Genomic DNA, 22,955 nt, shown 5'->3' with positions numbered 1-22,955 from the left:
CGGATGTCGACGGCGACATCGAAGATCTCACCCACCAGCACCCGCACAATCTTGGCCTGTGCATGGGGTGGCGCCTGGAAATGCAGGCCGCGCACGGTACCGGCCTCGCGGCTCCAGCTCTGGTTGTCCTGCACGAAGACCGTGTCGATCCCCAGACCCGCCAACGTGTGCCGGTTGTAGGTCTCTTGGAAAGAGCCACGCGCATCCGAAAAGACACGCGGTGTCAGGATTATTACCCCGTCCAGATCTGTCGTTTCCATCATCCGTTGTCTGCTTTCGTAGCGTTGCGCCGCCTATAGGCGAAGACGGCGGCCAAATCCATCCTTCGGCTCCTTCCCCGGTGATGTCCACCGGGACCGGGGATGGGTCGCGCCTAGGAAGGGGCCCGTTCGCCACATACGGACTTGATGCACCGCGGCCAGATCGCCATTAGTGGGACCGTCATTATAGTCCAGAGAACCATTGTGCCAGAGACTCTGCCCAGCGTCGCCGCAGGCGATCCGTCCGACGCCGCCAGCAATGCCCGCGTGCTGCATTTCCTACACATCGGCAAGGCGGCCGGAACCCAGGTCCGGCATCTTGCACGGCAGGTTAACGCCGCTCAGGACCGCTGGCGGATCGTCAAGCACGATCACAACACGAACCTGCGCGACTTGACCCGCGAGGATGCCTACTTCTTCTCGATCCGCGATCCGCTGACCCGCTTCGTCTCCGGCTTCTACAGCCGCAAGCGCAAGGGGCAGCCCCGGTTGAACGTGCCTTGGACCATGGACGAACGGCAGGCTTTCAAGCGATTTCCCCATGCCAACGATCTGGCCGAAGCACTGTTCGCCCCCGGCGCACGGGGCCTTGACGCCATAGCCGCGATCAAGTCGATCCGGCACACCTCGAAGAATCAGGTCGACTGGTTTGAGAGCCGGGGCGCGCTGCTCACAGTGCAGCCGCCGGTCTGGATCCTTCGCCAAGAACGGTTCGAGGCGGACTGGGCCAGCCTCGTGCGCCGTCTGGGGCTGACAGGCAAGTTCACCCCGACCCGAGACGATGCGAAATCGCACCGCAACGACTATAGTGACGTGCCGCCGCTGAGCGCGAAGGCGCGCGCCAACTTGACAACCTGGTACGTGCAAGACATCCATTTCTACGAAATGTGCGCCACCTGGCTCGACTCGCCCCCCCCCAGACCGAGCCGCCGCCCGCGGGCGTCCCGCTTGAACTCGTGACCTGCCACGTGCTAACGCCGACATGATCGTCAAGGGGCATGGCGACCGGGATAAAGGTGCGGGGCAGGACGTGAAGAAGGTCATCACCTACGGCACATTCGACACGTTGCACTACGGGCACATCCTGCTGCTGCAGCGCGCCCGTGCGCTTGGTGACCACCTGACCGTGGCCCTGTCCAGCGACGCCTTCAACCGGATCAAGGGCAAGGCCTCGCATTTCGACTACGCGCAGCGCCATGCCATGCTCGAGGCGATCCGCTACGTCGATGCGATCATCCCGGAGGATCACTGGGACCAGAAGCGCGACGACGTGACAACCCACGGCATCCATGTCTTTACCATGGGCGACGATTGGGCCGGCAAGTTCGACTTCCTGTCGGACCTGTGCGAGGTGACTTATCTGCCCCGCACGCCCAGCATCTCCTCGACCGCGATCAAGCTGATCCACAGCGCCCCGGCCCGGTAGGCCAAGGGTGGACACGCGCCGCTTTGACACCCTGCACGCGCTGCGCGGTCCGCACGGGCGATTGTCACGTATCGCCATGGCCGGTCTCGCGGGCCTTGCCGTGGCGGCGCTGACCGGTCACGCCGACCTCGCCCGCGAGGTGGCGGGACTGTTCCGGCAGGATCGCTGGGTGACCGGCAGCCACCGGCTCAACTGGTATCTGCGCCACAGCACGATCGGCCGCCTGGCGGGACTGCAGGCCCCGCTGTTCGATCCCGTGACCGGAATGCCCCCCGCCACTGTCGATGCGCTGCAGGGCTGGCTGGGCAAGGGCTGCGATCCGCGTGACCGCCTGGCGCGGCTGAACGTGCTGGCGCACCGGATCGTCACCGCGCCCGACGCCACCACGCAGGCGACGGCGATCGCGGCCTTCGAGGACGTCGCCGCCCCCCTTGTCCACGATATGCCGGTCGCAGACCTGGAGGCCGCCGCCGCGCCCGCCGGTCCCGCCCCGGCTTTCGGCCTGTCAGAGGCCCGCGCGGCCCTGATCGCACTGCGCCAGATCAGGATGCCGTGGTATGTCATCTCCGGCACCTTCCTCGGCGCGGTGCGCGAGGGCACCTTTTTGGCCCACGACTACGATATCGACATCGGGATCCACGCCGAGGATTTCGACGACGCAGCCTTTCGCGCGCAGATCGGGACGACGAAGGACCTAGTGCTGGTAAACACCAGCCCCCACCGCGACCTTGCCCTGCAACCGGACGGGCTGTGGCGCGACACGCCGCGGCCCGCACTCTACCGGCTGCTGCACGCCAGCGGGATCGGCGTCGATGTCTTCGTGCATCATCCGGACGGTGACCTGCGCTGGCATGGATCGGCTAAGCACCGCTGGGACAATCACGACTTCGCCCTGGCCGACTACACCATCGCCGGCCTGCCAGTGCGCGGCCCCGCCGACGCCGACCGCTACCTGACCGAGAACTACGGCGACTGGCGCACCCCTGTGACCCGGTTCAACTGTTCCACCGGCACCCCGAACGTGCGGTTCCCGTTCAATCCCGCGGCCCTGGTCGAGCATCTGCGCATCGCCCTGCGCCCCCACCCCGCACGCGAAGCGCAGATCGCCCGGCTGGTCCTGTGGCAGGAAGGTCATCTGCATCACCGTGGCGCGGAGGGCACCAGGCTGGCCGTCGTGCCGCAGGGCGCGGGGCAGACGGCGGATCGGGATTGCCCTGCGCCCACCGACCCCGGTAGGTAGACGCTGATTGACCGGACCGCCTGTCGTGCCCGGTTCCCAGAAAGGTTCGCAACCCCGTGCCACGACCTCCCGCCAGGATCATGCACTCCCTTGTCAGGCTGCACCTGAGGCTGCGCCGGTTCGACCGCTACCGGTCGAGCTACGAAAGGGCCAAATCCCGCGTGATGCAGCTTCTGAACCGCAACACGCGGGCCGAACGGCTGTTCTGCACCCATTACATCGACACACCCCTCGACCCTTCGGTAATCCTCTACGAAAGCTTCCATGCCGCGAGCGTCGCCTGCAGTCCCGCCGCGATCTGCGAGGCGGCGCGACGCGATCCGCGCTGCGCGGGATTCACCCACGTCTGGGTCGTCGATGTCCCCGCGGCGGTGCCCGCGCATCTGCGCGGGCAGGCCGACGTGCGCATCATCCCCCGGGCCAGTGACGATTATCCCCGTCTTCTGGCCAGCGCCAAATATCTGGTCAACAACTCCACCTTTCCACCCTGGTATTTGCGCCGCGACGGCCAGATCTATCTCAACACCTGGCACGGCATCCCGCTGAAGACGATGTTCCGCGACGAGAAGGGCGCGCCCGCGCGCTATGCCAACAGCCAGCGCAACTTCCTGCAGGCCAGCCACATCGTGCTGGCGGGCGACTACGCGACGGACCACCTGCTGGGACCGGCGGGCATCGCGCCACTGGGGCGGCGCAAGACCTACCACATCGGCACGCCGCGCATCGACCGCACACTGGCCCTGCGCGCCGCCTGGACGGCCGACCCGGCGCATCGCCACATCCTCTTCGCCCCCACCTGGAAGGGCGTCGTGGGCGAGCCGGAGACCCAGATTCCCGAGATCGCGGCCGTGATCGCGGCCCTGTCACATGACGGCGAGACGCTGGTGACGCTGCACGTGAAGGCGCACAACTTCAACCGGGACGATTTGTCCGCCCTTCCCACCGGAACCGGGGGGATCACCACCCGCCCGGTGCCGCCCGACGCTGATATCAACGCGGTCATGGCCGACATGGACGTGATCGTCACCGATTACTCCAGCCTGCTGTTCGACGCACTGGCCGCCGACATTCCCACCGTCCTCTTCGTACCGGATCTCGAAACCTACCGCGCCACGCGCGGGCTTTACATCGCGCTGGATACCCTGCCCGCGACCCTGTGCCTAACGCCCGAGGAGCTGCGCCGCGCCTGCGCCGCGCCGCGCGCGCCTTCCGCCTTTCCCGCCGACATCGTCGCCGCGGCCCGCGCGGCCTATGTCGCGCAGGAGGACGGTCGGGCCAGCACACGCGCGCTGGATCTGATCCTGCGGGCCGGCGGGCATGATGCGGACCCGCTTCCCGCACCGGTCAGCGCCAGCGACAAGCCGGTGCTCGCCTTCATGATGGGCGGCTTCCTGCGCAACGGGATCACCACCTCGGCGCTCAACCTGCTGTCGCACATCGACACGGACCGTCACGACGTCATGGTGCTGACCGACGGGGCGGCCCTGCACCCGGACGCCTGGGACCTGATGGATCAGGTGCCTGACCCGATCATGGTCGTCCACCGGACCGGGCGCGAAGGCTACACAGCTGCCGAACGGGCGGCCAAATGGGCTTTCTATGACAAGAACCGGCTGCAGGATCCCACCCAGATCGCGCTGATGGAACGCGCGATGACCCGCGAGGCGCGCCGGATCATCGGCCCTGTCGCGCTGGAGGCCGCCATCGAGTTCTCCGGCTACCGCCGGATGTGGGCCTGGATCATGGCAATGGCCGATGCGCGCCGCCACATCATCTATCAGCACAACGACATGGTCTCGGAACGGGACCTGCGCTTCCCGCTGCTGGAAGGCGTGTTCTTCACCTATCGCTACTTCGACCGCATTGTCGCGGTCTCGGATGAGACCCGGGACCTGAACACCGCAAACCTCTCGGCCTACTACGCTACGGCGACACCGGTCACCGTGCGCAACATGATCAACCTTGCGCGTATCGCAGAAGGCCGCAGCGCCGCGTTGCCGGAACCGATATCGCCCGACACGATCAATTTCATTACCATCGGCCGCTGTTCGGCCGAGAAGAACCACGCGATGCTGCTGGACGCCTTTGCCATCGTTTACGCCCGGCATCCGCATACCCGCCTGACGATTCTGGGCGAAGGCCCGCTGCTGGAGGAGACACGCACCCGGCGCGATGAACTCGGCCTGGCGGCCGTGGTGCAGATGCCGGGTTTCTCGGACCGCGCCCTAGCTTGGCTCGACCGGTCCGACTGCTTTGTGCTGCCCTCGCGCTACGAAGGCCAGCCAATGGTCATCCTCGAGGCGCTGGCGCTTGGCAAGCCGGTCATCGTGACGGACATCCCCGGATCGCGCGGGGCCCTGCGCGGCGGATACGGCTTCATCGCTGGTGGCAAGGATGCATTGGCCTTTTCCGAAGCAATGATGGATTTTGTCGCGGGCCGGATCCGCTTCAAGTCATTCGATCCCGTAGCCTACAACACGGCAGCGCTGGCCGAATTCGATGCGCTGCTTCCCATGGGGGGGGACATCGCGTGACCTTGCTCAGCGCCAATGGAAAACTCTTCTATTTCGCCCATATTCCCAAGACCGGTGGCAGCAGCGTCGAGACGGCGATGCGCAAGGCGGGGGCCCGGCGGGCGCTGCATTTCCACAAGCGGCTGGATTTCGTCCGTTGCAACCTGCAGCATATGCATGCAGAACTCTTCGACACCTTCGTGCCACCAAAGTTCTACGACAAGGGATTTTGCGTGATCCGCCATCCAATCGCGCGTCTGGTGAGCGAGTATCGCTGGCGGCAGACCCTCGAGCAGGCGAGCCTGCCCTTCGATTCCTGGGTGCGCCGCCAGATCGCAGCCTACGCCAAGAACCCCTATGTGCTGGACAATCACATGCGCCCGCAGCACGAATTCGTCGGCAAGAAGATCAAGGTTTTCCGCTTCGAGGACGGCATGGACGTCATCTTCGGCCAGCTGTCGGTCATGACGGGCCTCGCCCTTAACCCCGAGACCCATGTCCGCCAGCCCAGCATCAAGGAACCGCTGACCTGGTCGCCTGAGACCCGCGCGCTGGCGTTGCACTTCTACAACGCCGACTTCGCTCCACTGGGCTATAACTATGATACGGAAATCCCGTCCCTGAGCGTAGACCGTTGATGCGGTGCCGATGGGCCGCATTTGGTCTCGCCGCCAGGACGCCCGCAGAATAGGGTCACAATGCAGGATGGCCTGGCCCTTCCGAGGCCGGCTGAGACACCACAGGAAAGATCGCGGATGCAGCCTACACCGTTTCAGCCAATCCCGGCGGCGCACCCCGCCGCGATGCGCGCGGCGCCATGACCACAGCCGTTAAGATGGACACCGCCCCGACAAGGCCGGCCCCCCTGCAGGGGCCGCCCCTACAGCCGCGCTTCGTCGCGGTCCGATCCATCGTGGCACTCATGCTGCGCGAGATGGCAAGCACCTACGGCAATTCGCCCGGCGGCTATCTCTGGGCGATCCTGCAGCCGGTGGGGATGCTGCTTTTGCTTTCGGTAGCCTTCTCACTACTGGTGCGCGCGCCGGCGCTAGGAACGAGCTTCATCCTGTTCTATGCTACTGGCTTCTTGCCCTTCGATATGTACGGCGACATTGCAGGCAAGATCGCAGGAGCGCTGAACTATTCTCGCGCACTGCTCTCCTATCCGCGGGTCTCGTGGATCGACACGATTCTGGCCCGGCTGCTTTTGAACTTCCTGACGCTTCTGATGGTGTTCTGCATCGTGATCACGGGCATCCTGCTGACTGACGACACGCATACCACGATCCACATGGTACCGGTGATCCAAGGCCTCGTGATGTCAGCACTGCTGGGGCTCGGGGTCGGGTTGTGCAACGGCGTGCTGGGCGGGCTGTTCCCGGTCTGGTCGATGATCTGGTCGATCCTGTCGCGCCCACTTTTCCTCGCCTCGGGGGTCTTCTTCCTCTACGAAAGCCTGCCGCGGTTCGTCCAGGACATCCTGTGGTGGAACCCGCTGATCCATGTCACAGGCCTAGTCCGCCGCGGCTTCTATTCCACCTACGATGGTACCTACATCTCGATGACCTACGGCTACGGTGTAGCGCTGGTCCTGATCCTGCTGGGCCTGATTTTCATGCGAGCCCATTATAAGCGTGTGCTCGAACGGTGACGGATCGCGTGACACCGCTACCTGAAGCGATCGCGCAGGCGGGCCTGTTCGATGCGCGCTGGTATGCGGCCGGGCATCCGGACGTCACGCTGACCGGTCTCGCCCCGGAGGCGCATTTCGCCCGCTTCGGCCTGCCTCTGGGACGCTGGCCCTGCCCCGACCTGCCGACGCGCTTGGCCGGCCTCGATGGCGACCTGCACGCGCGGCTGGCAAAGGCCTACGGCCTCGACACCCCGCCCGCCGCGACCCTGCGGGACGAGTCGAAGCAGGGGTCGCAGCAGGGACCGGCCGGTTTTGACACGGCCTTCTACCTGCAGGCCAACCCGCACATCGACCACCGCAACTGGCGACCCTGCGACCACTTCATGCAGGTCGGCTGGAAGGATGGTCGCCGTCCCAACCCCGATTTCGACGTGGTCTGGTACGAACAGACCCACGGCCACACCTATGACGCCGCGACCGTCAACCCGCTGCTCCACTACCGCAAGACGGGCGCCGCCCTGGGCTTGGCCACGATGCCGCCACGCCCGGTCCGCCTCGATCCCGCGACCGCCCGGCCCCTGCCGCCCACGCCGCGCCGCGCCTGCCTCTTCGCCGGATGGGACCCCGCCGGCCGGATCGACGCCACGGTGCTACGCTATCTGACAGAGCTCGCGCGCCATGCGGATGTCTTCTACCTGGCCGACTGCGACATGATTCCGGCAGAACTGGCCCAACTTGACGGCATCGTGCAGGGAGCCTGGGCACGGCGTCACGGGGCCTACGACATGGGCTCCTACAGCCTGCTTGCGCGCGATCTTATCGGTTGGGACCGGCTCTCCACATATGATGAGGTGCTGCTGGTCAACGACAGCTGCTACTTGGTGCAACCCCTGGACGCGACCCTGGCCATGATGCGGGACCGACCTTGCGCCTGGTGGGGGATGCAAGCGACCAAGGGCATGGCCGGGGCGCGCGCGCTGCAACCCTTTCCTGCGTCCGAACGCCTGTCCATGGCCGAAATCCGCGGCGGGCTGATCGACCACTTCGAGGACGATCCGACCTACGACTTTCACATCGGCAGCTACTTCCTCGCCCTGCGCCGGGACATCATCGCCGATCCGCGCTTCCGCCGGGTGCTGGATGCCGTGCGCCCGGTCCGCAACAAGCGCGTGATCGTGCGCCGCTACGAGGTCGGGCTGACCCGTTTCCTGATCGGGCTGGGCTATGCCTTCGACACCGCCGTGGACCATGTCACGCGGGACCACCCTGTCTACAGTGCTGTGGCCTTCGATCTGCTCGAGAACGGTTTTCCCCTCCTCAAACGCTTCCTGATGGCCGCCAATCCCTTCGGGATCACGGCGACCGCCTATTGGGAGGCGCAGTTGCCGCGGCTGGGCAGTGTCACACCGGTGGCCGAGATCGCGGCGCATCTGATGCGGGTCGTCCCGCCCGAGACGCTGGTCCTGAACCGCCAGATCATGGAGCATGGCGCAGCCCCCCGGCTGCCGCTGTCGGAGGCGGATTTCGTGGCGCTCGATGCCGGAACGCCGACCTACGATCACTACTGGGCCTTCGTCGCCGCCGCGGGCGACGGGCGTCTGACCGACGACGCTGCGCGGGTTCTGGCGGCGGTGGCCGACGATCCGCAGCGCGTCAAGGTGATCCTGACCCGCGGACGGGCGATCCCGCAGGACGGCCATGCCATCGTCAGCCTGCCGCTTCGGTCGCTGGCCGGGCAGCAGATGCTGGCGCGCTGCCGGACCGTCTTCGTGAGGGGGGCCAACGGGGCGGATCTGGGTTGGCCTCTCGATCCGGGCCTTCACGACGTCATCGCGCAGGTGCCACGACCTGGTGCGCCCTCCCGGCCAGCCCCCCGCACGCTGCTGGCAGAGATCGCCGCACGCGCAACGGGGTCCGCCCTGCTGGCGGGATACGTCAGGCCAGACACGAAGACACCCCGGTCGGTGGTCTTCCTTTACGACCCGCGCGCCATGGCACGCAACCGCGCACGACTTTTCGCACGACTGGATGGCCTGCAGCGGCGCGGCTGGACCTGCGTCGCGATGGACATCGACCATGTGGCCCGTGACGTGCTGACCCGCGTCGAGGCGGTCTGCTTCATCGGCCTGTCGGCACCACTGGACCGCCCGCCCGCCGAAGCGGCCGCGGCGACCCTGCACCGGCGCGACCTGATCGAGGCCGTGCGCGGCACCGGTGGCCTCGTGGTCTGCGATATTGATAGCCCGGTGGCCGTCTGGCCGGTTTTCGCCGGCAGCCCGCAGGTGCAGGACGATCCGCTCAGGGCCAATGCACTGGCCTGGCACAGCGCCGAGACGGCGGCGCTGCTGGACCTGACCGATGCGGTAACGGTCGCCACGCCGGAGCTCGCGCGGATCATGGCGGGGCTGCTGCACCCGTCGCAGTCCATCCATGTCCTGCCGGGCAGCCTGCCCGCGGACGCTATGACAGTCCGGCCGCGGCCGGCGCGATCAAGGCTGCACCTGTGCTGCGCAGCGGGCACCGCCCTCGCCGCGCGCGATCTTGCGGTCTGCCTGCCCGGCCTGGGGGCGGCGCTGGCGGATCACCCGGACGCGGTCCTGCATCTTGTGGACGCAAAGGAAACGGCACTGGATCTGCCCGCCGACCGGGTGCGCTGCTACAGACCGATGCCTGATCGTGCACGTCAGACATTTCTGGCTGGCATGGATCTGAACCTCATGCCGCTGGAGGCGACGGCCTACAACGCGGCCTGCCCCGCAACCCCCATCCTCGAGGCGGCCTGCCAAGGTGTCCCGACACTGGGCACCGACCTGTCCGCCCTGCGCGTTATGATCGACGACGGCGTGACAGGGTATCTGGTTCCCGACCCGCAGGACTGGGCCGACCGTCTGCGGGACCTCTTGCGGGATCCGGCGGCACTGCGCCGGATCGGTGCGGCCGCGCAGCAAGCTATCACCGCGGCCCACGACCCGGACCGGACGGCGGCGCAGCTCTCTGACATTTTCGATGCCTTGCTGAAGGAGACCCGCAATGTCGGATGACACCCAGCCAATCCGGACCATCGAGACGGGCCAGACCGCGCAGATCGAACGGTTGCGCGCGGATCTGGCGCGGTGCCACGCGGAACTGGCCACCCTGCAGCGCATGGTCCTCGCACTCGAGGCCGACGTGGGGGCCGCACAGGTCCGCGAACAGAAGGCTACCCGCGACAGGGCCCTGGCGGAGCGCCGGCTGGACGAGATCAGGACCAGCCTGCCCTGGCGTCTTGCCGCCCCCCTGCGCGCACTGCGGCGGCGCCTGCGGCCTCAGCCTTCATCCCGATGATATCGTCCCGGCGGTCAGCCGCGCGGCATCGACCACCACGCTGCCGTGCAGCGCAGTCCCTCGCCCAGTTCGATCGCCGGCCCCGGGCCAACTGCACCGCATCAAGCGTCTCACGCAGGCTCCGCTGGTGCCGGACCCGATTTTGAACACCTTCCCGGCGCCGAGGCACCTAGGGGCGGCGCGGGCCGGATGTCACTCGGTGCGATCCGCATGGCACCATCGCAGGCGACGCGGTAGAGAAGGGCAGCCACGGCACGGAAAGACACTGCGATGACTGACACCACCACCGACGACAGCACGCCCCGGCGCCGCGCCTTGCGCGAGGCCGCCCCCTTTGCCGGTCCTGCCCGCGGCCGGCGGCGTCACAGGGTGCTGGCCCTCAGCTTCGTCGTGATGGTCCTCCTGCCGATCCTGGCCTCGGGGTTCTACCTCTATACCCGCGCAGCCGATCAATATGCCTCTACCTTGGGATTCACCGTCCGCTCCGAGGATGGAACCAGTGCAAGCGACCTTCTCGGTGGCCTGAGCGCGAGCCTGGGCGGCGGCGGCAGTGCCAGCGACGCCAATATCCTCTACGAGTTCATCCGTTCGCAGGAGATCGTGCGCAAGGTCGGTGCGACGCTCGATTTGGAGCAAATGTACACCCGCCATGCCGACACCGATCCGCTGCTGAGCTACAGTACGAATGGCACCATCGAGGATTTGACCGACTACTGGCAGCGCATGGTCCGAATCTCCTACGACAATACCACGGGCCTGACGGAACTGACGGTGCTGGCCTTCGACCCCGCCGACGCGCGGCAGATCGCAGAGGCGATCTACGCTGAAAGCTCGCGCATGATCAACGCACTGTCCGATGTCGTCCGCGACGATGCAACCCGCTACGCCCAGCAGGATCTCGATCTTGCGCTGGAACGGCTCAAGACAGCGCGAGAGGCGCTGACCGCGTTTCGGCTGGCTAACCAGATCGTCGACCCTAATGCCGATATCCAGACCCAGATGGGCCTGCTCAGCACTCTGCAGACCCAGCAGGCCAACGCGCTCATCGAATTCGAGCAGCTGCGTGAGACCGCTAGCAGCACTGATCCGCGCCTCGATCAGGCCCGCCGCAAGCTCGCGGTCATCGAGCAGCTGATCGCCGCTGAGCGGCAGAAGTTCGGCAAGGGCGGCGGCGGCGAGGATGGCGTGGAATACGCCCGGACCATCTCGGATTTCGAACGATTGACGGTGGAACGCGAATATGCGGAAACCACCTATGCGGCGGCGTTGGCCGCATTGGATGGAGCCCGTGCCGCAGCCAGCCGGCAAAGCCTCTATCTGGCGGCCTACATCACCCCCACCCTGGCCGAGAAGTCGGAATACCCTCAACGCGGCCTGATCCTGGGTCTGCTCGTCCTGTTCAGTCTCCTTATCTGGTCCATCGCCTGCCTAATCTACTATGCCCTGCGGGACCGGAGATAGCGGATGATCCGGTTTCGGAACGTCACCAAGACATTCGCAACGCCAGAGGGACGCAAGATCATCCTCGACGATGTCTCGACAACCTTTCCGCCTGGCAAGGCGGTGGGCCTGCTAGGGCGTAACGGTGCGGGCAAGTCCACACTGATGGACATGATCGGCGGTACCGCCAAGCCCGATAGCGGCACGATCGAGACGACGGGAACCGTGTCATGGCCTGTCGGCTTCGCCGGCAGCTTCAACCGGCAGATGACTGGCGCGCAAAACACCAAGTTTGTGGCCCGAATCTACGGCGTCGATACAGGGGAACTGCAGGACTTCGTCAAAGATTTTGCGGAACTCGGAGGCCATTTCCACGCGCCGGTGCGCACCTATTCGTCTGGCATGAAATCCCGGCTGGCCTTCGGGATCTCGATCGGGATCCCGTTCGACACCTATCTCGTGGACGAGGTGACGGCCGTCGGCGACGCGGCCTTCAAGCGCAAGAGCAGGATCGCCTTCATCAATCGAATGAAGGGCGCGGGGGCGGTCTTTGTCACGCATTCCATGACCCAGTTGCGCAAGTTCTGCACTGCGGGCGCGGTGCTCGAGAACGGCAAGCTCACCTACTACGATGATGTCGAGGAGGCGATCGCCCAACATCACGAGAACATGGGTACTGACGAGGACGAGTAATTTTGAACTCGGAGATTCCTCGTGATCAGGCATTGAGCTTCTGCCGGTTTCGTGGACACAGGGTTAGGTTTGCATTGCGCGGTCCTTAAACGTCATGGGCTGAGCTACTCCCCGATCTTTAGACAGATGCCCGGCTGATTTAAGCTACTGCCTGCACCTGCGAATCTGTTTCGATGGTGTTAAACGCACCATCAAGCAGCGCCCTTTTCCACTGATAGATCATCGTCGGATGCACGCCACATTTGGCCGCCAACTCCGGCACCGTGCGCTCACCCTTCAAGGCTTCCAGCGCAACGCCGACCTTGAACCACGCGTCATGGTTCCTGCATTTCTTTATGCTCATCTTCTCGCTCTTGGAGACCAGCAGACGTCAGACCGTAGCTTCAGTCACTGTCCGATCTTCGGGCAGTTGCTCAATGCAAGAGTGTCCGGTCAAAGCAGGAGTCAGTTCAATCGCGCCTACGAGGGTACCTTCGCAAGTACAAAGACGCCCATCGTAAAGGCACAGTGACCTTCCATGAATTTGAATTATATATGTCCTGACGTGCTGCTTTTTCTTTTGCCAAAGCCGACCGGAGTAGAGCGAGATTTCTTTCACTTTCTTCGTATCGCTTTGCTTCACTCCGATAAACAACTAGCTCAGCTCTATTCGAAGTTATCAATTTTTCATTTTTTGACTTTTCTTCAAATAAATCACTTTCTAACTTCTTTACGCGCTCAATCTCCACATTTTGAGCAAGACGTTCAGCTGCCCGTTCTTTACGTATCAAATCCAATTCCAATTTAAGTTCATTGAGACTATTTTCGAAACTAATGCGTAACTTAGAGAGCTCTGATTTCTGAATTTCAATTATCTCAAGTTGCATTTTTATTTCTCGTTCCAATATTTCATCCTTCTGAGAAACTAATACTTCATTACTCTTTTTCATTTTTCGCACCGCACCATGGGTGTTGTACAATACCGATCCGAACACATCAGCCGCTGCGTTAAGCTCTTGCCGGATTTCATCAAGCTTATCTTGGTCCCCTCGTTCACCCTCCCCCTGCACCCATCGCTCCATAATCAACAAGCTATCACACAGCAAAATTGATATATTAGAGTCACTCTTCTCAAATTTTTTATCATCATTATGATGCTTCATGTCTAAGGTAATAAATCTATTTATCTCATCGAACACTGGAGATGAATAATTTGGCCAAGGGATCCCGAATACATCCTGTGCTTGGTTTAGCACTTGAGGCCAATCCTTAAGAAATCGCGAGAAACTTGTAAAGATACGAGGTATCTGTCGGCTACCCAACTCAGCATCTAGGATATGGCGCAGCCATAAAAGATAAGAATATTCAAAAGCAAAGCCGTCCCGGCTTTGAAGAGATGCAGCTACCTCAACAGGATGGCGATGAATATGAAATGCAACCGGCGAAACCTCTGCCAACTTAAAGACATTAATCCAAAACGGCACAAGACGACAGACACGAGGGTCCTTTAGTACAAAATAACTAGAATTGTTAAATTCCTTATCTATCAGCTCAAGAGCTTTATTACTAAACTCCACACCTTGTGAAGATTCTATCCACACTGGATCTACGGCTCGCCAATCATCCCAAGACGAGCCCGCCGATGAGAGCAAATTTTCATGAAATCTCCATATATCTTTAGACTCGAAGAAACCTTTAGAGTTTGTGTCGTGGCTATCCATTGGAGTGGCAGGCCCATCTATACCAACCCGAGTTAAAGCTCCCGTAAGCGCAGATGTTCCTGAACGGTGCATCCCAAGCACTAGAATACACGTTCGTTTTTCTTGTCCATTGTTGCTCATGATAACTTTTACTTTTCAGGGTTAGCAAATGCAGTTTGTGTGATCGAGTCTATAAGATGTCCGTCTTCAATCTGCCACAGCCCAACGGATCAGCTCAAGTCCAGTTTATCAGCAAGAATTAATATGAAAAATGATTGAAAGCTAGCTGCTTAAGGACACGGATACGGTTTGATATTCTTTAGCGAGCCAAGGGCTTCCAGCAGTATAGTGAACTGATTTAAAGCCGTCTTGGCTGTAAAGCGACTGATCGTCGGGCTTAATAAATTCACCCCAAAGTCGGCTAAAAATCAATCGGTTAGGCAGGATGAACCGACCACGCCCAGGGCTTTTTCCTTCAAGGTGTAATAGCAGACATTCAGGAACATATAATGTGTCGCGCTGAAGCACGCGTTTCATCCTCAGGCACAAATCGACGTCTTCACAACCGTTGAGAAAGAGTGGATTGAAGCCGCGCAGTTTGGCCCAGTCGGTAGCCCTGAGTGCCATGCAAGCTCCTGTAACCGCTTGCATGATACGTTGCTTGCAGACATGTGGGGCGTCATGCGGTTCACCAAGATAGGCATGATAGGCCATATTTGTTTGATTTGAAAATACCAAGCCAGCATGTTGTATAGTGCGGTCGCTGAAAAGAAGTCGCCCCCCCGTAATACCAATTTTCGGCTGCTCTCGAAGGGGTTTGATCAAAGCATCCAGCCAATCGGCCTCTATCGCCTCCATATCGTTGTTGACAAATAGAATATACTCGCCTCGCGCAAATGAGGCACCATAGTTGCAGCCTACAGAAAACATAAGCGGTGTATTTGCGCATACTACACGTACACGCGGGTCTATCCCTGCCAGCATCTTGATTTGATCTCGCGCTTCCGAGACAGAACCGTTGTCGACAATGATAATTTCATACTCTGTTGTTTCTTGGGTGATGGACAAGATCGAGCGCAGAAATTTTTCGGTAAGGCCCACGCGATTAAATGTCGGCATAATTAGGGATACCATTCCTGGAATACGTGGCGTTCCAAGCATTGCGTTCCAGTCGATTAATGTAAAGTTCGCGGCGACCAAGGCTTCATTGTGACGGAAGATGCAGGCAGAGCCTCCATCAACCACTTCTGCTTCCAAGCGTTGCGCGAAAATAGCTGAGGCGTCACTGCTGCCTGCTGGCAGCAACGATGCAGGTGCTGGCAGCGCAAGATTTGGCAGGTGCTTCATATTTTCTAATTGAGGTACCATCGACGCAAGATCGATATCGCGCAGCATGTCCGACTTCGCTATCAATTCTGCTGGACCAATGATTAGATCAGCATTTGCAAGTAGCCAAACGAGGGCGGGTCGGACCGTCAAATAGTCCTCTGCCATGGGTAAGGCGATGGCATCGGCGGCCATTTCTAACACTAGCTTCATCCCCGGCGCAGTGGTTTGTGCATCTGCAAGATCCTTGCACGGGTCGGCTAGTTCAGAAGGTTCATCATGATATCGGATGACCAGATGATCCGGCACACCAATCTTGTCCAGCATATGTAACGTCGGCGTTGGCCAGACCATGACATGTATGCCCGCCCCTGTTCCGTCCAGAAGTTCGTTTAAATGCGTCGTAGGCTGAGAAGCACCTAGCTGGCCCCCAAAAGGTAGGACAACCGCTTCAAGCTCGCGGCCAGGCGCACGGCGCAGGGTCTGGCGATACAAGCGCTTGTAACGTTCAGCCATGATAGCGATGCTATAGTCTCTACCATAACCGAGTTGCCACTCCATCACCTCTGTTTGGCGTGTCTCAATCTCATCCGAATTTCCGCTCAGGCCGACAAAAAACGCAAAGACAAGAGCCGGGTCCATATTGGTCAGTGCCCACCCCCCGCCATGTTCAGCAACACGCTCACCTGTTGCCCCGTACGAACTGGTCACTACGGGGACACCGCAAGACCATAGCTCTGTCAAAGTATGGCTGTATGTTTCTGGCCATATGGAAAGAACGGCTCCGACATGGGGTTGAATCGATTTAACAACATCCCCAAAATTCGCTCGTTCATAGGGACCGTGATAAACACCATAGCGGGAAAGATCGACTTTGCAGGTTCCGGCGAAATGGAATTCTATCTTATTATCAATGTCTAGTTCTTTTATTGCATGGATAAGATCGAGGCCCTTGGCAGGAACAATGTTACCAGGCACAAAGACGCGCAATGGTTCATTTGCAGCTAAAGGCGCAGCTTCATGACTGAAGTTATCGAAATCACGGGCATGCGGAATTACATCAAAACGCGTATCCTCTAGGCCATAAATACTACGAATTAGATCTCTGGCATACGGAGAGGTAGTGATAAGCCCATTGCACAAAGGTAAGATTTGGCGAAATATTGTCTGCCAACTATAAACCCATGCACGTTTTAGAGGTGGCGTATAGCGACCATCCCATAATTCGATATTGCAATCGGAACCCCCTTCTGTGCATCGACCAGCGCAATAACGGTTCTCTGCATCTAGTAATTTAACGTTAGGGCAGACAGTATAAAAATCGTGCAGCGAAAATAGAACAGGTATTGATAGGTCACGCGCAATACGAATTAGGCTCAAACCGTGGCGGCCTATATGTCTAATATGAACAAGCTCAAAAGCATATCGTTGCAGAATATCTGCAATAGCCGTACGATAGCTATCGGAATCATGAGCGATCGGCATAACCCGATGGCCTAGGTTAATTTTTTCAACCTCTATCCGTTCCTCTCCAACAATGCGAAAAATGCGCAGTGTTCCTGTAGTGGATAGAATTAAATAAGGCTCATAGTCTGTCTGGATGGACGACATCAGGTCCATGTTGGTTTGAGGGGTACCACCGCTTTCAACGCCAATTACGAAGGCGACCCGTGGACGCGGCAGCCTCGTATGACGCAACTGTCCATGTTGAATCTTAAAACGAATGAGATTGATATCGGGGCTCTGGCTGAAGGCCTGATAGACAGCCTGGCTATATTCTGGATACATCTCCGGAATCAAATTTGACGCCCGATCCATTAAAGCATTTTTACTACCCAAAAAACTGGCAGATCGTTCGTGATAAACGATCACATTATCTGCAATAACATGCTCCCATCCAATATGTCCGGCACGCATGCAGAAATCGTTTTCCTCGCCATAACCACGAGAAAAGTTCTCTGCGTCAAATAGACCAATATCAGCAAAAACTTTCTGCCGAATATACATACAAAAGCCGCTTGTGGTCGGGACGCGTAAGTGTGTCAGCGCACTTACATGTGTCACAAGGCGTGCGTAATCATCTTCATTCATCCAAGCAGGAACAGGATTGGAACTATTTTTTTGTGGCATCGAGAAAGCGCCTGCATTGTCCGAGACGGCTGAAACCGTTCCAATAGACGGACGCTGCATCGCACAGCGTTGCAACAGTTCCAGCCATTGAGGGGTGACGCGCGTATCACTGTTTAGGAGAATGACATCTCCTTCAGGATCAAGAGATTTAGCAACGCTAATCGCATAGTTAATGTTGCCAGTATATCCTTTATTAATACTATTGCGCAGAATAATGAACCCATCGTAGTTTTCGTAGTCATTTAAAACTTGACCGACCTCAGGATCAGGGCTTGCATCATCAGAAAGAATAAGGCGATGTCTGCCAGCACCAAAATTTGTATGAATTAATAGAGAATTAATGCATTCACGTAGCTCTTGCGGTGCGTTGTAAATCGGCACAATAACTGAGACTGATTTTCCGCTGCTTTGAAGCTGCAAGGGCGCAAGGATATGGGCTGAACCTCTTTTAGGTTCATAATAAGGCTCTCGGGAATCTAAAATATATGAACTTTCAGAAATGCGTACGCTGATATTTACCTTATGCCAAGGCAAATCGTCCAAAATCACGTTGAATTCAAACCCGCTAAGGGCGCGGCCAGGAAAAGTTTTATTAACATCGGGCCTTAAAATTATCGTCGAACGGGTTGCGTAGGGAATACCGTCAATCAAAAGTTCAACCTTGGTGTCGCTAGGCGAACGGCCGAAATCGACTGCCCAGCCGTAAATACGTCCATTCTGAATCTTATCGACATGGCCCGCGTAAGGCGCGATACAAGCAACATCGGCATCAAAAAGAACCTTATCATCGTAAACTATGTGAATGCGATCAGAGTGCGGAATGTCATGACTGAAACATGTAAAGCTTCCGAAAAGCATAGGCTCCGAAAGTTTTTTAAGACCATTTACGGCCATCAAAGTCATGGTCTCATGGGCCTTTCCATCACGAACGATGACAACGTTAATCGAATCCGCTTGCCTAGAAATGGCGTAAATTACCAAACTTCCACTTTTAGGAATCAGGCCAATTGCAAAAGTAATAAAACTATCGATTTTTATAATTCTAATTTTTTCCACTCCATCGTGACTGCGAAGTGCATTTCGCAGGCGCTTGTTTGAAGTAGCTAGCATCTCTTTATTTGACGACATATTAAAACTAATTTTCCTTCAGTAAGTTCTTAAATCTATACTAATTCCTAGCTATTATAGCACAGGAAATCTGAGTGATCCAAAAACGTTTCCCCACGCTTTGCATAGCACTGTCTTTTTATTGACTGCTAACGAATACAGAAGTAGCCTTAGTTTTTCGACCATTTTTCTGCCACAATAAGCTCTCACCTTAGCTTCTCGCATTAGTTTCATGTTGGGAGGGAGCTTTCATGTTCGAGTCATGAGTATCATAGGCGTCTGCCGGGGTCAGCAGGCCATGCGATGATTGCGGGCTTTTTTATTGTAGTAGCGTGAGCCACGCGCTGACCCTACGCCTCACCTCTGAACCGGTTGATCTGATCCTCAGAAACTAGACCGTTTGAATACGGAATTTTCCGCTACGATTCCCGACGGCTCATGATTTGCATTCAGTCGAAGCTATCAACTTAAAACGTTTGCCAGCATCGCCAGCACCCTCGCTAGCGTCGCCTGTGCCGTCTCCCGGCTGTCGGCTTCTACGTAGAACCGTAGTTCCGGCGCATTACCCGAAGGGCGCAAGTGCACGATTCGCCCATCACGCAGCGTCATCCGCAGGCCGTCGGTGCGGTCCACCGCCGCCTCCTGCCCGCCTAAGAGCTTTAAGAATTCCGCGCGACGCCCCGCATCGGTATCGAAGGACGACACCAAAGCATGTGATTTCTCCGTTGGCACCTCCTGCAAGCGGTCCGCAGCGGTGAATCGAGCAGGCTGCGCCGCCACCAGCGCGCGCAGCCCTCCCGTGGCCGCCACCAGTGGCGCGACAAAGGGCAACACCGCATCACGTGTTGCAAGTGCGGGCAGCGGTCCTTCTGGGCCTTGCGCATTAAAGCCTAGCAGGAAGCCGCCGTTCGCCTCGTAACCCACGACGCGGCCGCCCGCCTCCGCCATACCAGCGATGACGAAGGGCGAGCCGATCTTCGTGCGGACCACCCGCCCGAACAGACGCTCCGCTCCAGTGTTCGATGACACCGGCGTCACTGCGATTTCGGCCTCCAAGCTCTGCCCAGTGATCTGGCCGAGGATGTCGCCGACAATGATTTCTCCGGTCTCGTCCGCCAGCAGCGGCCGGTCCCCGTCCCCGTCGGTCGAGACGATGGCATCGAGGGCATGTTTCTTCGCCCAGTACTGCAACTGCGCCCGGATGTCTGGATCGACGGCCTCCGTATCGACGGGAATGAAGCTCTCCGACCGCCCTAGTTCCACCACCTCGGCCCCCAGACCTGCGACGATCTCCAACAGCAGGTCGCGGCCTACGGCAGAGTGGCTGTAGACCCCAATCCTGCGCCCGGTCAGCGCCGAGCCATAGGCGCCAACGTTGCGCGCCACGTAATTAGCCCCGGCGGTCATGTTTTCAGTCACCGTTCCGACTTTTCCGGCGGATGCACGCCCCAGCCCCGCCAAGATCACCGTCTCGTCCGCCTTATCGATCTCGCCGTGGGGGACATAGAACTTCAGCCCGTTGCGGTCGGCGGGAACATGGCTACCCGTCACCATGATGGCCGCAGCCGCAGCCCTTATAGAGGCCAGCGCCAGCGCGGGCGTCGGCACCGTGCCACAGTCGGTCACGCGCAATCCTTCGGCACAGGCCGCCTCGATCACCATCTCCGCGATCGCGGGTGAGGACGGCCGCAGGTCCCGCGCTACGAACAGGCCGGTACCCACTGGGCAGGCATGAACAAATGCCCGTACATGATCCGCCACTAGATCGGAGGTTAATTCCGTGACAAGGCCGCGCAGGCCGGATGTGCCGAACTTTGGGGGCATGGGGGTGTCCTTTCAGTAACGTCGGCCCGTCTTAACGGAGCCCCGCGGCCCCGGCAAACCCTGGTGCGATCACCTGCAAAACCCTGTGCGACCCGTTTCCTCAAAGCGTCGCAACGGCAACGCCACTTCTGCTTTTCCCGACTAGTTACAGCGCATCACGGTCGGATTTTCTTGAACGTGGAAATAGGTGGTCATTTTATGAATATTTTTTGCCCCATACCTCTGACCTAGTGCCGCGAGACATGTCGTAAAAGCGGGGTTCCGGCCTGAGTCCGCTCTGACGGATCATTGCAATTGACCTGTAACACGATTTCAGTCGCGGCAAGTTCTTCAGCTTCGCCCCTCGGCGCCGCCCGTGAAATGCGACCCGCCCTCGACCCAGCGGGCGACGACGGTGCGCAGGGCGGCCTCGTCAGCGGCATCTATCGCCTTGCGCAGCGATCTCAGGGCAGAGGCTACCTCGATCTCGGACAGGGCGGCCTCGTTGGCCTGCAGGATCTTAGGGTGCGGCGTGGTCAACTGGCCCTCGCCAATCAGCAGCTCCTCGTGGATCTTCTCGCCGGGGCGCAGGCCGGTGATCTCGATCTCGATGTCACCGTTGGGATTAGCCGCGTCGCGCAAGGTATAGCCCGCGGCCACGATCATCTGCCGCGCCAGATCGTAGATCGGAATGGGATCGCCCATGTCCAGCACGAAGACGTCGCCGCCGTTGGCAAAGGATCCCGCCACCAGTACCAGCTTTGCGGCCTCCGGAATCGTCATAAAAAAGCGCGTGACCTCGCGGTGGGTCAACGTCACCGGGCCGCCTTTGGCGATCTGATCCTGGAACAGTGGAATGACCGACCCCGAGGATCCCATGACATTGCCGAAGCGCACCATGGTGAAGACCGTGCGCCCCTTACTGCGACTGGCTAGGTCCTGCACCACAAGTTCCGCCATGCGCTTGGAGGCGCCCATCATGTTCTGCGGCCGCACCGCTTTGTCCGAAGAGATCAGGATGAAGCGTTCGACCCCCGCCGTGGCCGCGGCCTGCGCCAGCACCTGGGTGCCCAGCACGTTGTTGGACATGCCCACCAGCGGATTGCGCTCGACCAGCGGCACGTGCTTGTAGGCGGCGGCGTGAAGGACGACCTGGATGCGGTGTTCCGCCATCACCCGCGCCATTAGGCCCGCATCGGTGATCGACCCGAGCACAGGCACAATCTCAGTTTTATGGCGGCGCAGCAGGGCGCGCAATTCTATGTCGATGGTGTAGAGCGCCAGCTCGCTGATCTCAAACAGCACCAACTTTGCCGGGCGCCGCCCCAGCAGCTGACGACAGAGCTCCGACCCGATCGACCCGCCGGCGCCGGTGATCAGGATGACGCGGTTCGCATAGGTGGTGCCGCCGTCGGGCAGAGCCGCGTCCAGCGCGGCGCGCCCTAGGAACCGGCCCGGCACCACCGGCTGCAACTGGTCGAGGAGCGGCACCCGCCCCGTCAGCTGCGCGAAGGAGGGCACCGCCTGCACCTCCAAGCCCATGTCCTCAAGCTTGCGCGACAGCTGCGCCTGCTTTGGCCGCGGGGCGGAAGGCATCGCCAGCAGCACTCGGTCGATGGCATGGGTCTTGATCAGGTTCGGGATGGCCATCGGCCCGTGGACCGTCAGCCCTTGGATGATGGTACCCTGCGAATGGATATTGTCGTCGATGAAGGCGATGGGAAACACGGTCTCGTCCGTGCGCAGGGCCGCGGCCAGCTGCCGCCCGGTGGCGCCGGCGCCATAGATCAGCAGGCGGGACTGGTCCTGTCCACGCCGGTAGATGCCCAGCAGGATCTGCAGCATCCCCATCCGTGTGGCGACGGCCAGCAGGAAGTAGACAAGCGCAAAGTTGATGAAATTCGCAACGGGCGTGGCGAAGCCCGCCATGTCGTCCAGCACCGCCGCCGCCAGCCCCAGCAGCACCGCATGGACACCGGTCAGGACGATGGCATGGCTCTCATAGGATTTTAGCTGGATCAGCGGCAAGCCCAGCACGGATGACAGCAGCCCGCCGATCGCCATCAGCAGAGGCAGCGCCAGCCAGTGCGCGACGATACTGCCACCAGGCGCCACCTCATCAAGGCCCGGCGTCCCCTGCAGGGCCGCCGCAGCCAGCAGTGCTACGGGGATCAGGGCCACGTCAACGCTCAGTAGCAGCGCCCGCTTGGCACGGCGCGACATGGCGCTGATCCATCTGTACATCATCGGTTCCGTTATCTTTACTGCCCTGTTCTTCTGGGCGCACGGCCCGCATTTTTCAAGCATCCCCAAGCGCGCAGGCCGTTTTTGGCGAAAGGCCGCGGCACTGCTGCACCGGTCGGGCTGCGCAGCGCGACGTG

General features: G+C 60.0%; 16 protein-coding genes. 10 read left to right on the top strand and 6 right to left on the bottom strand.

Going from position 1 to position 22,955, the window contains the following annotated elements:
* Positions 1-263 (bottom strand): dTDP-4-dehydrorhamnose 3,5-epimerase family protein (locus BUA54_RS18060; protein ID WP_143155503.1); only part of this gene is annotated, 263 nt, incomplete at its 3' end.
* A 144-nt stretch (positions 264-407) separates the two neighbouring features.
* On the opposite strand from BUA54_RS18060, the gene BUA54_RS18055 reads away from it, so the two are divergent.
* The 10 genes from BUA54_RS18055 to BUA54_RS18010 all read left to right on the top strand — a co-directional run bounded on the left by BUA54_RS18055 (position 408) and on the right by BUA54_RS18010 (position 12,529).
* On the top strand, positions 408-1,220 hold the full coding sequence (locus BUA54_RS18055) for a sulfotransferase family 2 domain-containing protein (protein ID WP_143155502.1): 813 nt from the start codon (positions 408-410) through the stop codon (positions 1,218-1,220).
* A 70-nt stretch (positions 1,221-1,290) separates the two neighbouring features.
* Positions 1,291-1,686, top strand: coding sequence for a glycerol-3-phosphate cytidylyltransferase (gene tagD / locus BUA54_RS18050; protein WP_072858669.1), 396 nt, complete (start codon positions 1,291-1,293; stop codon positions 1,684-1,686).
* Positions 1,687-1,693: 7 nt separating this feature from the next.
* Positions 1,694-2,926: a LicD family protein gene (locus BUA54_RS18045; protein WP_072858664.1), complete on the top strand. Its 1,233-nt coding sequence runs from the start codon at positions 1,694-1,696 to the stop codon at positions 2,924-2,926.
* Positions 2,927-2,982: 56 nt separating this feature from the next.
* The gene (locus tag BUA54_RS18040) at positions 2,983-5,460 is read left to right on the top strand and encodes a glycosyltransferase (protein ID WP_178352786.1); all 2,478 of its coding nucleotides are present in this window, start codon (positions 2,983-2,985) and stop codon (positions 5,458-5,460) included.
* On the top strand, positions 5,457-6,077 hold the full coding sequence (locus tag BUA54_RS18035) for a sulfotransferase family 2 domain-containing protein (protein WP_072858662.1): 621 nt from the start codon (positions 5,457-5,459) through the stop codon (positions 6,075-6,077). Before BUA54_RS18040 ends, BUA54_RS18035 begins: the two co-directional genes overlap by 4 nt.
* A gap of 179 nt (positions 6,078-6,256) precedes the next feature.
* The gene (locus BUA54_RS18030) at positions 6,257-7,090 is read left to right on the top strand and encodes an ABC transporter permease (RefSeq protein ID WP_245810787.1); all 834 of its coding nucleotides are present in this window, start codon (positions 6,257-6,259) and stop codon (positions 7,088-7,090) included.
* Positions 7,091-7,098: 8 nt separating this feature from the next.
* Positions 7,099-10,113: a rhamnan synthesis F family protein gene (locus tag BUA54_RS18025; protein ID WP_072858660.1), complete on the top strand. Its 3,015-nt coding sequence runs from the start codon at positions 7,099-7,101 to the stop codon at positions 10,111-10,113.
* Positions 10,103-10,396: a hypothetical protein gene (locus tag BUA54_RS18020; RefSeq protein ID WP_072858659.1), complete on the top strand. Its 294-nt coding sequence runs from the start codon at positions 10,103-10,105 to the stop codon at positions 10,394-10,396. Before BUA54_RS18025 ends, BUA54_RS18020 begins: the two co-directional genes overlap by 11 nt.
* A 270-nt stretch (positions 10,397-10,666) precedes the next feature.
* Positions 10,667-11,857 (top strand): KpsE/RkpR family capsule polysaccharide export protein, encoded by a 1,191-nt coding sequence (locus BUA54_RS18015; RefSeq protein WP_072858658.1) that lies wholly within the window; start codon positions 10,667-10,669, stop codon positions 11,855-11,857.
* A 3-nt stretch (positions 11,858-11,860) separates the two neighbouring features.
* Positions 11,861-12,529 (top strand): ABC transporter ATP-binding protein, encoded by a 669-nt coding sequence (locus tag BUA54_RS18010; RefSeq protein ID WP_072858657.1) that lies wholly within the window; start codon positions 11,861-11,863, stop codon positions 12,527-12,529.
* Between the two features lie 139 nt (positions 12,530-12,668).
* Here the strand turns inward: BUA54_RS18010 and BUA54_RS18005 are convergent, their stop codons facing one another.
* The 5 genes from BUA54_RS18005 to BUA54_RS17990 all read right to left on the bottom strand — a co-directional run bounded on the left by BUA54_RS18005 (position 12,669) and on the right by BUA54_RS17990 (position 22,818).
* Positions 12,669-12,872, bottom strand: a complete 204-nt coding sequence (locus tag BUA54_RS18005) for a helix-turn-helix domain-containing protein (protein WP_072858656.1) — start codon at positions 12,870-12,872, stop codon at positions 12,669-12,671.
* A 106-nt stretch (positions 12,873-12,978) separates the two neighbouring features.
* Complete coding sequence (locus tag BUA54_RS20965) at positions 12,979-14,349, bottom strand: hypothetical protein (protein ID WP_143155501.1); 1,371 nt, start codon at positions 14,347-14,349, stop codon at positions 12,979-12,981.
* A gap of 141 nt (positions 14,350-14,490) precedes the next feature.
* Positions 14,491-18,792, bottom strand: coding sequence for a glycosyltransferase (locus BUA54_RS18000; RefSeq protein ID WP_084114564.1), 4,302 nt, complete (start codon positions 18,790-18,792; stop codon positions 14,491-14,493).
* 441 nt (positions 18,793-19,233) lie between these two features.
* Entirely contained in the window at positions 19,234-20,595 is a 1,362-nt protein-coding gene (locus BUA54_RS17995; RefSeq protein ID WP_072858654.1) for a phosphomannomutase, read from the bottom strand.
* A 330-nt stretch (positions 20,596-20,925) separates the two neighbouring features.
* A complete protein-coding gene (locus BUA54_RS17990) occupies positions 20,926-22,818 on the bottom strand; it encodes a polysaccharide biosynthesis protein (protein ID WP_072858653.1) in 1,893 nt (630 codons plus the stop codon).
* Between the last annotated feature and the right edge of the window lie 137 nt (positions 22,819-22,955).

Origin of the sequence: Loktanella atrilutea (genome assembly GCF_900128995.1) — a bacterium.
GTDB classification, from domain to species: Bacteria; Pseudomonadota; Alphaproteobacteria; order Rhodobacterales; family Rhodobacteraceae; genus Loktanella; species Loktanella atrilutea.
The sequence above is the reverse complement of the archived record's forward strand: the minus strand, read 5'-3'. Positions and strand labels throughout refer to the sequence as shown.

What these genes read in the sequence shown, in the direction of transcription:
- BUA54_RS18055 (WP_143155502.1), top strand. Translation starts at nt 408, where the DNA reads ATGCACCGCGGCCAGATCGCCATTAGTGGGACCGTCATTATAGTCCAG.
- BUA54_RS18030 (WP_245810787.1), top strand. Translation starts at nt 6,257, where the DNA reads ATGACCACAGCCGTTAAGATGGACACCGCCCCGACAAGGCCGGCCCCC.
- BUA54_RS18020 (WP_072858659.1), top strand. Translation starts at nt 10,103, where the DNA reads ATGTCGGATGACACCCAGCCAATCCGGACCATCGAGACGGGCCAGACC.
- BUA54_RS18015 (WP_072858658.1), top strand. Translation starts at nt 10,667, where the DNA reads ATGACTGACACCACCACCGACGACAGCACGCCCCGGCGCCGCGCCTTG.
- BUA54_RS18010 (WP_072858657.1), top strand. Translation starts at nt 11,861, where the DNA reads ATGATCCGGTTTCGGAACGTCACCAAGACATTCGCAACGCCAGAGGGA.
- BUA54_RS18005 (WP_072858656.1), bottom strand. Translation starts at nt 12,872, where the DNA reads ATGAGCATAAAGAAATGCAGGAACCATGACGCGTGGTTCAAGGTCGGC.
- BUA54_RS20965 (WP_143155501.1), bottom strand. Translation starts at nt 14,349, where the DNA reads ATGAGCAACAATGGACAAGAAAAACGAACGTGTATTCTAGTGCTTGGG.
- BUA54_RS18000 (WP_084114564.1), bottom strand. Translation starts at nt 18,792, where the DNA reads ATGTCGTCAAATAAAGAGATGCTAGCTACTTCAAACAAGCGCCTGCGA.
- BUA54_RS17995 (WP_072858654.1), bottom strand. Translation starts at nt 20,595, where the DNA reads ATGCCCCCAAAGTTCGGCACATCCGGCCTGCGCGGCCTTGTCACGGAA.
- BUA54_RS17990 (WP_072858653.1), bottom strand. Translation starts at nt 22,818, where the DNA reads ATGTACAGATGGATCAGCGCCATGTCGCGCCGTGCCAAGCGGGCGCTG.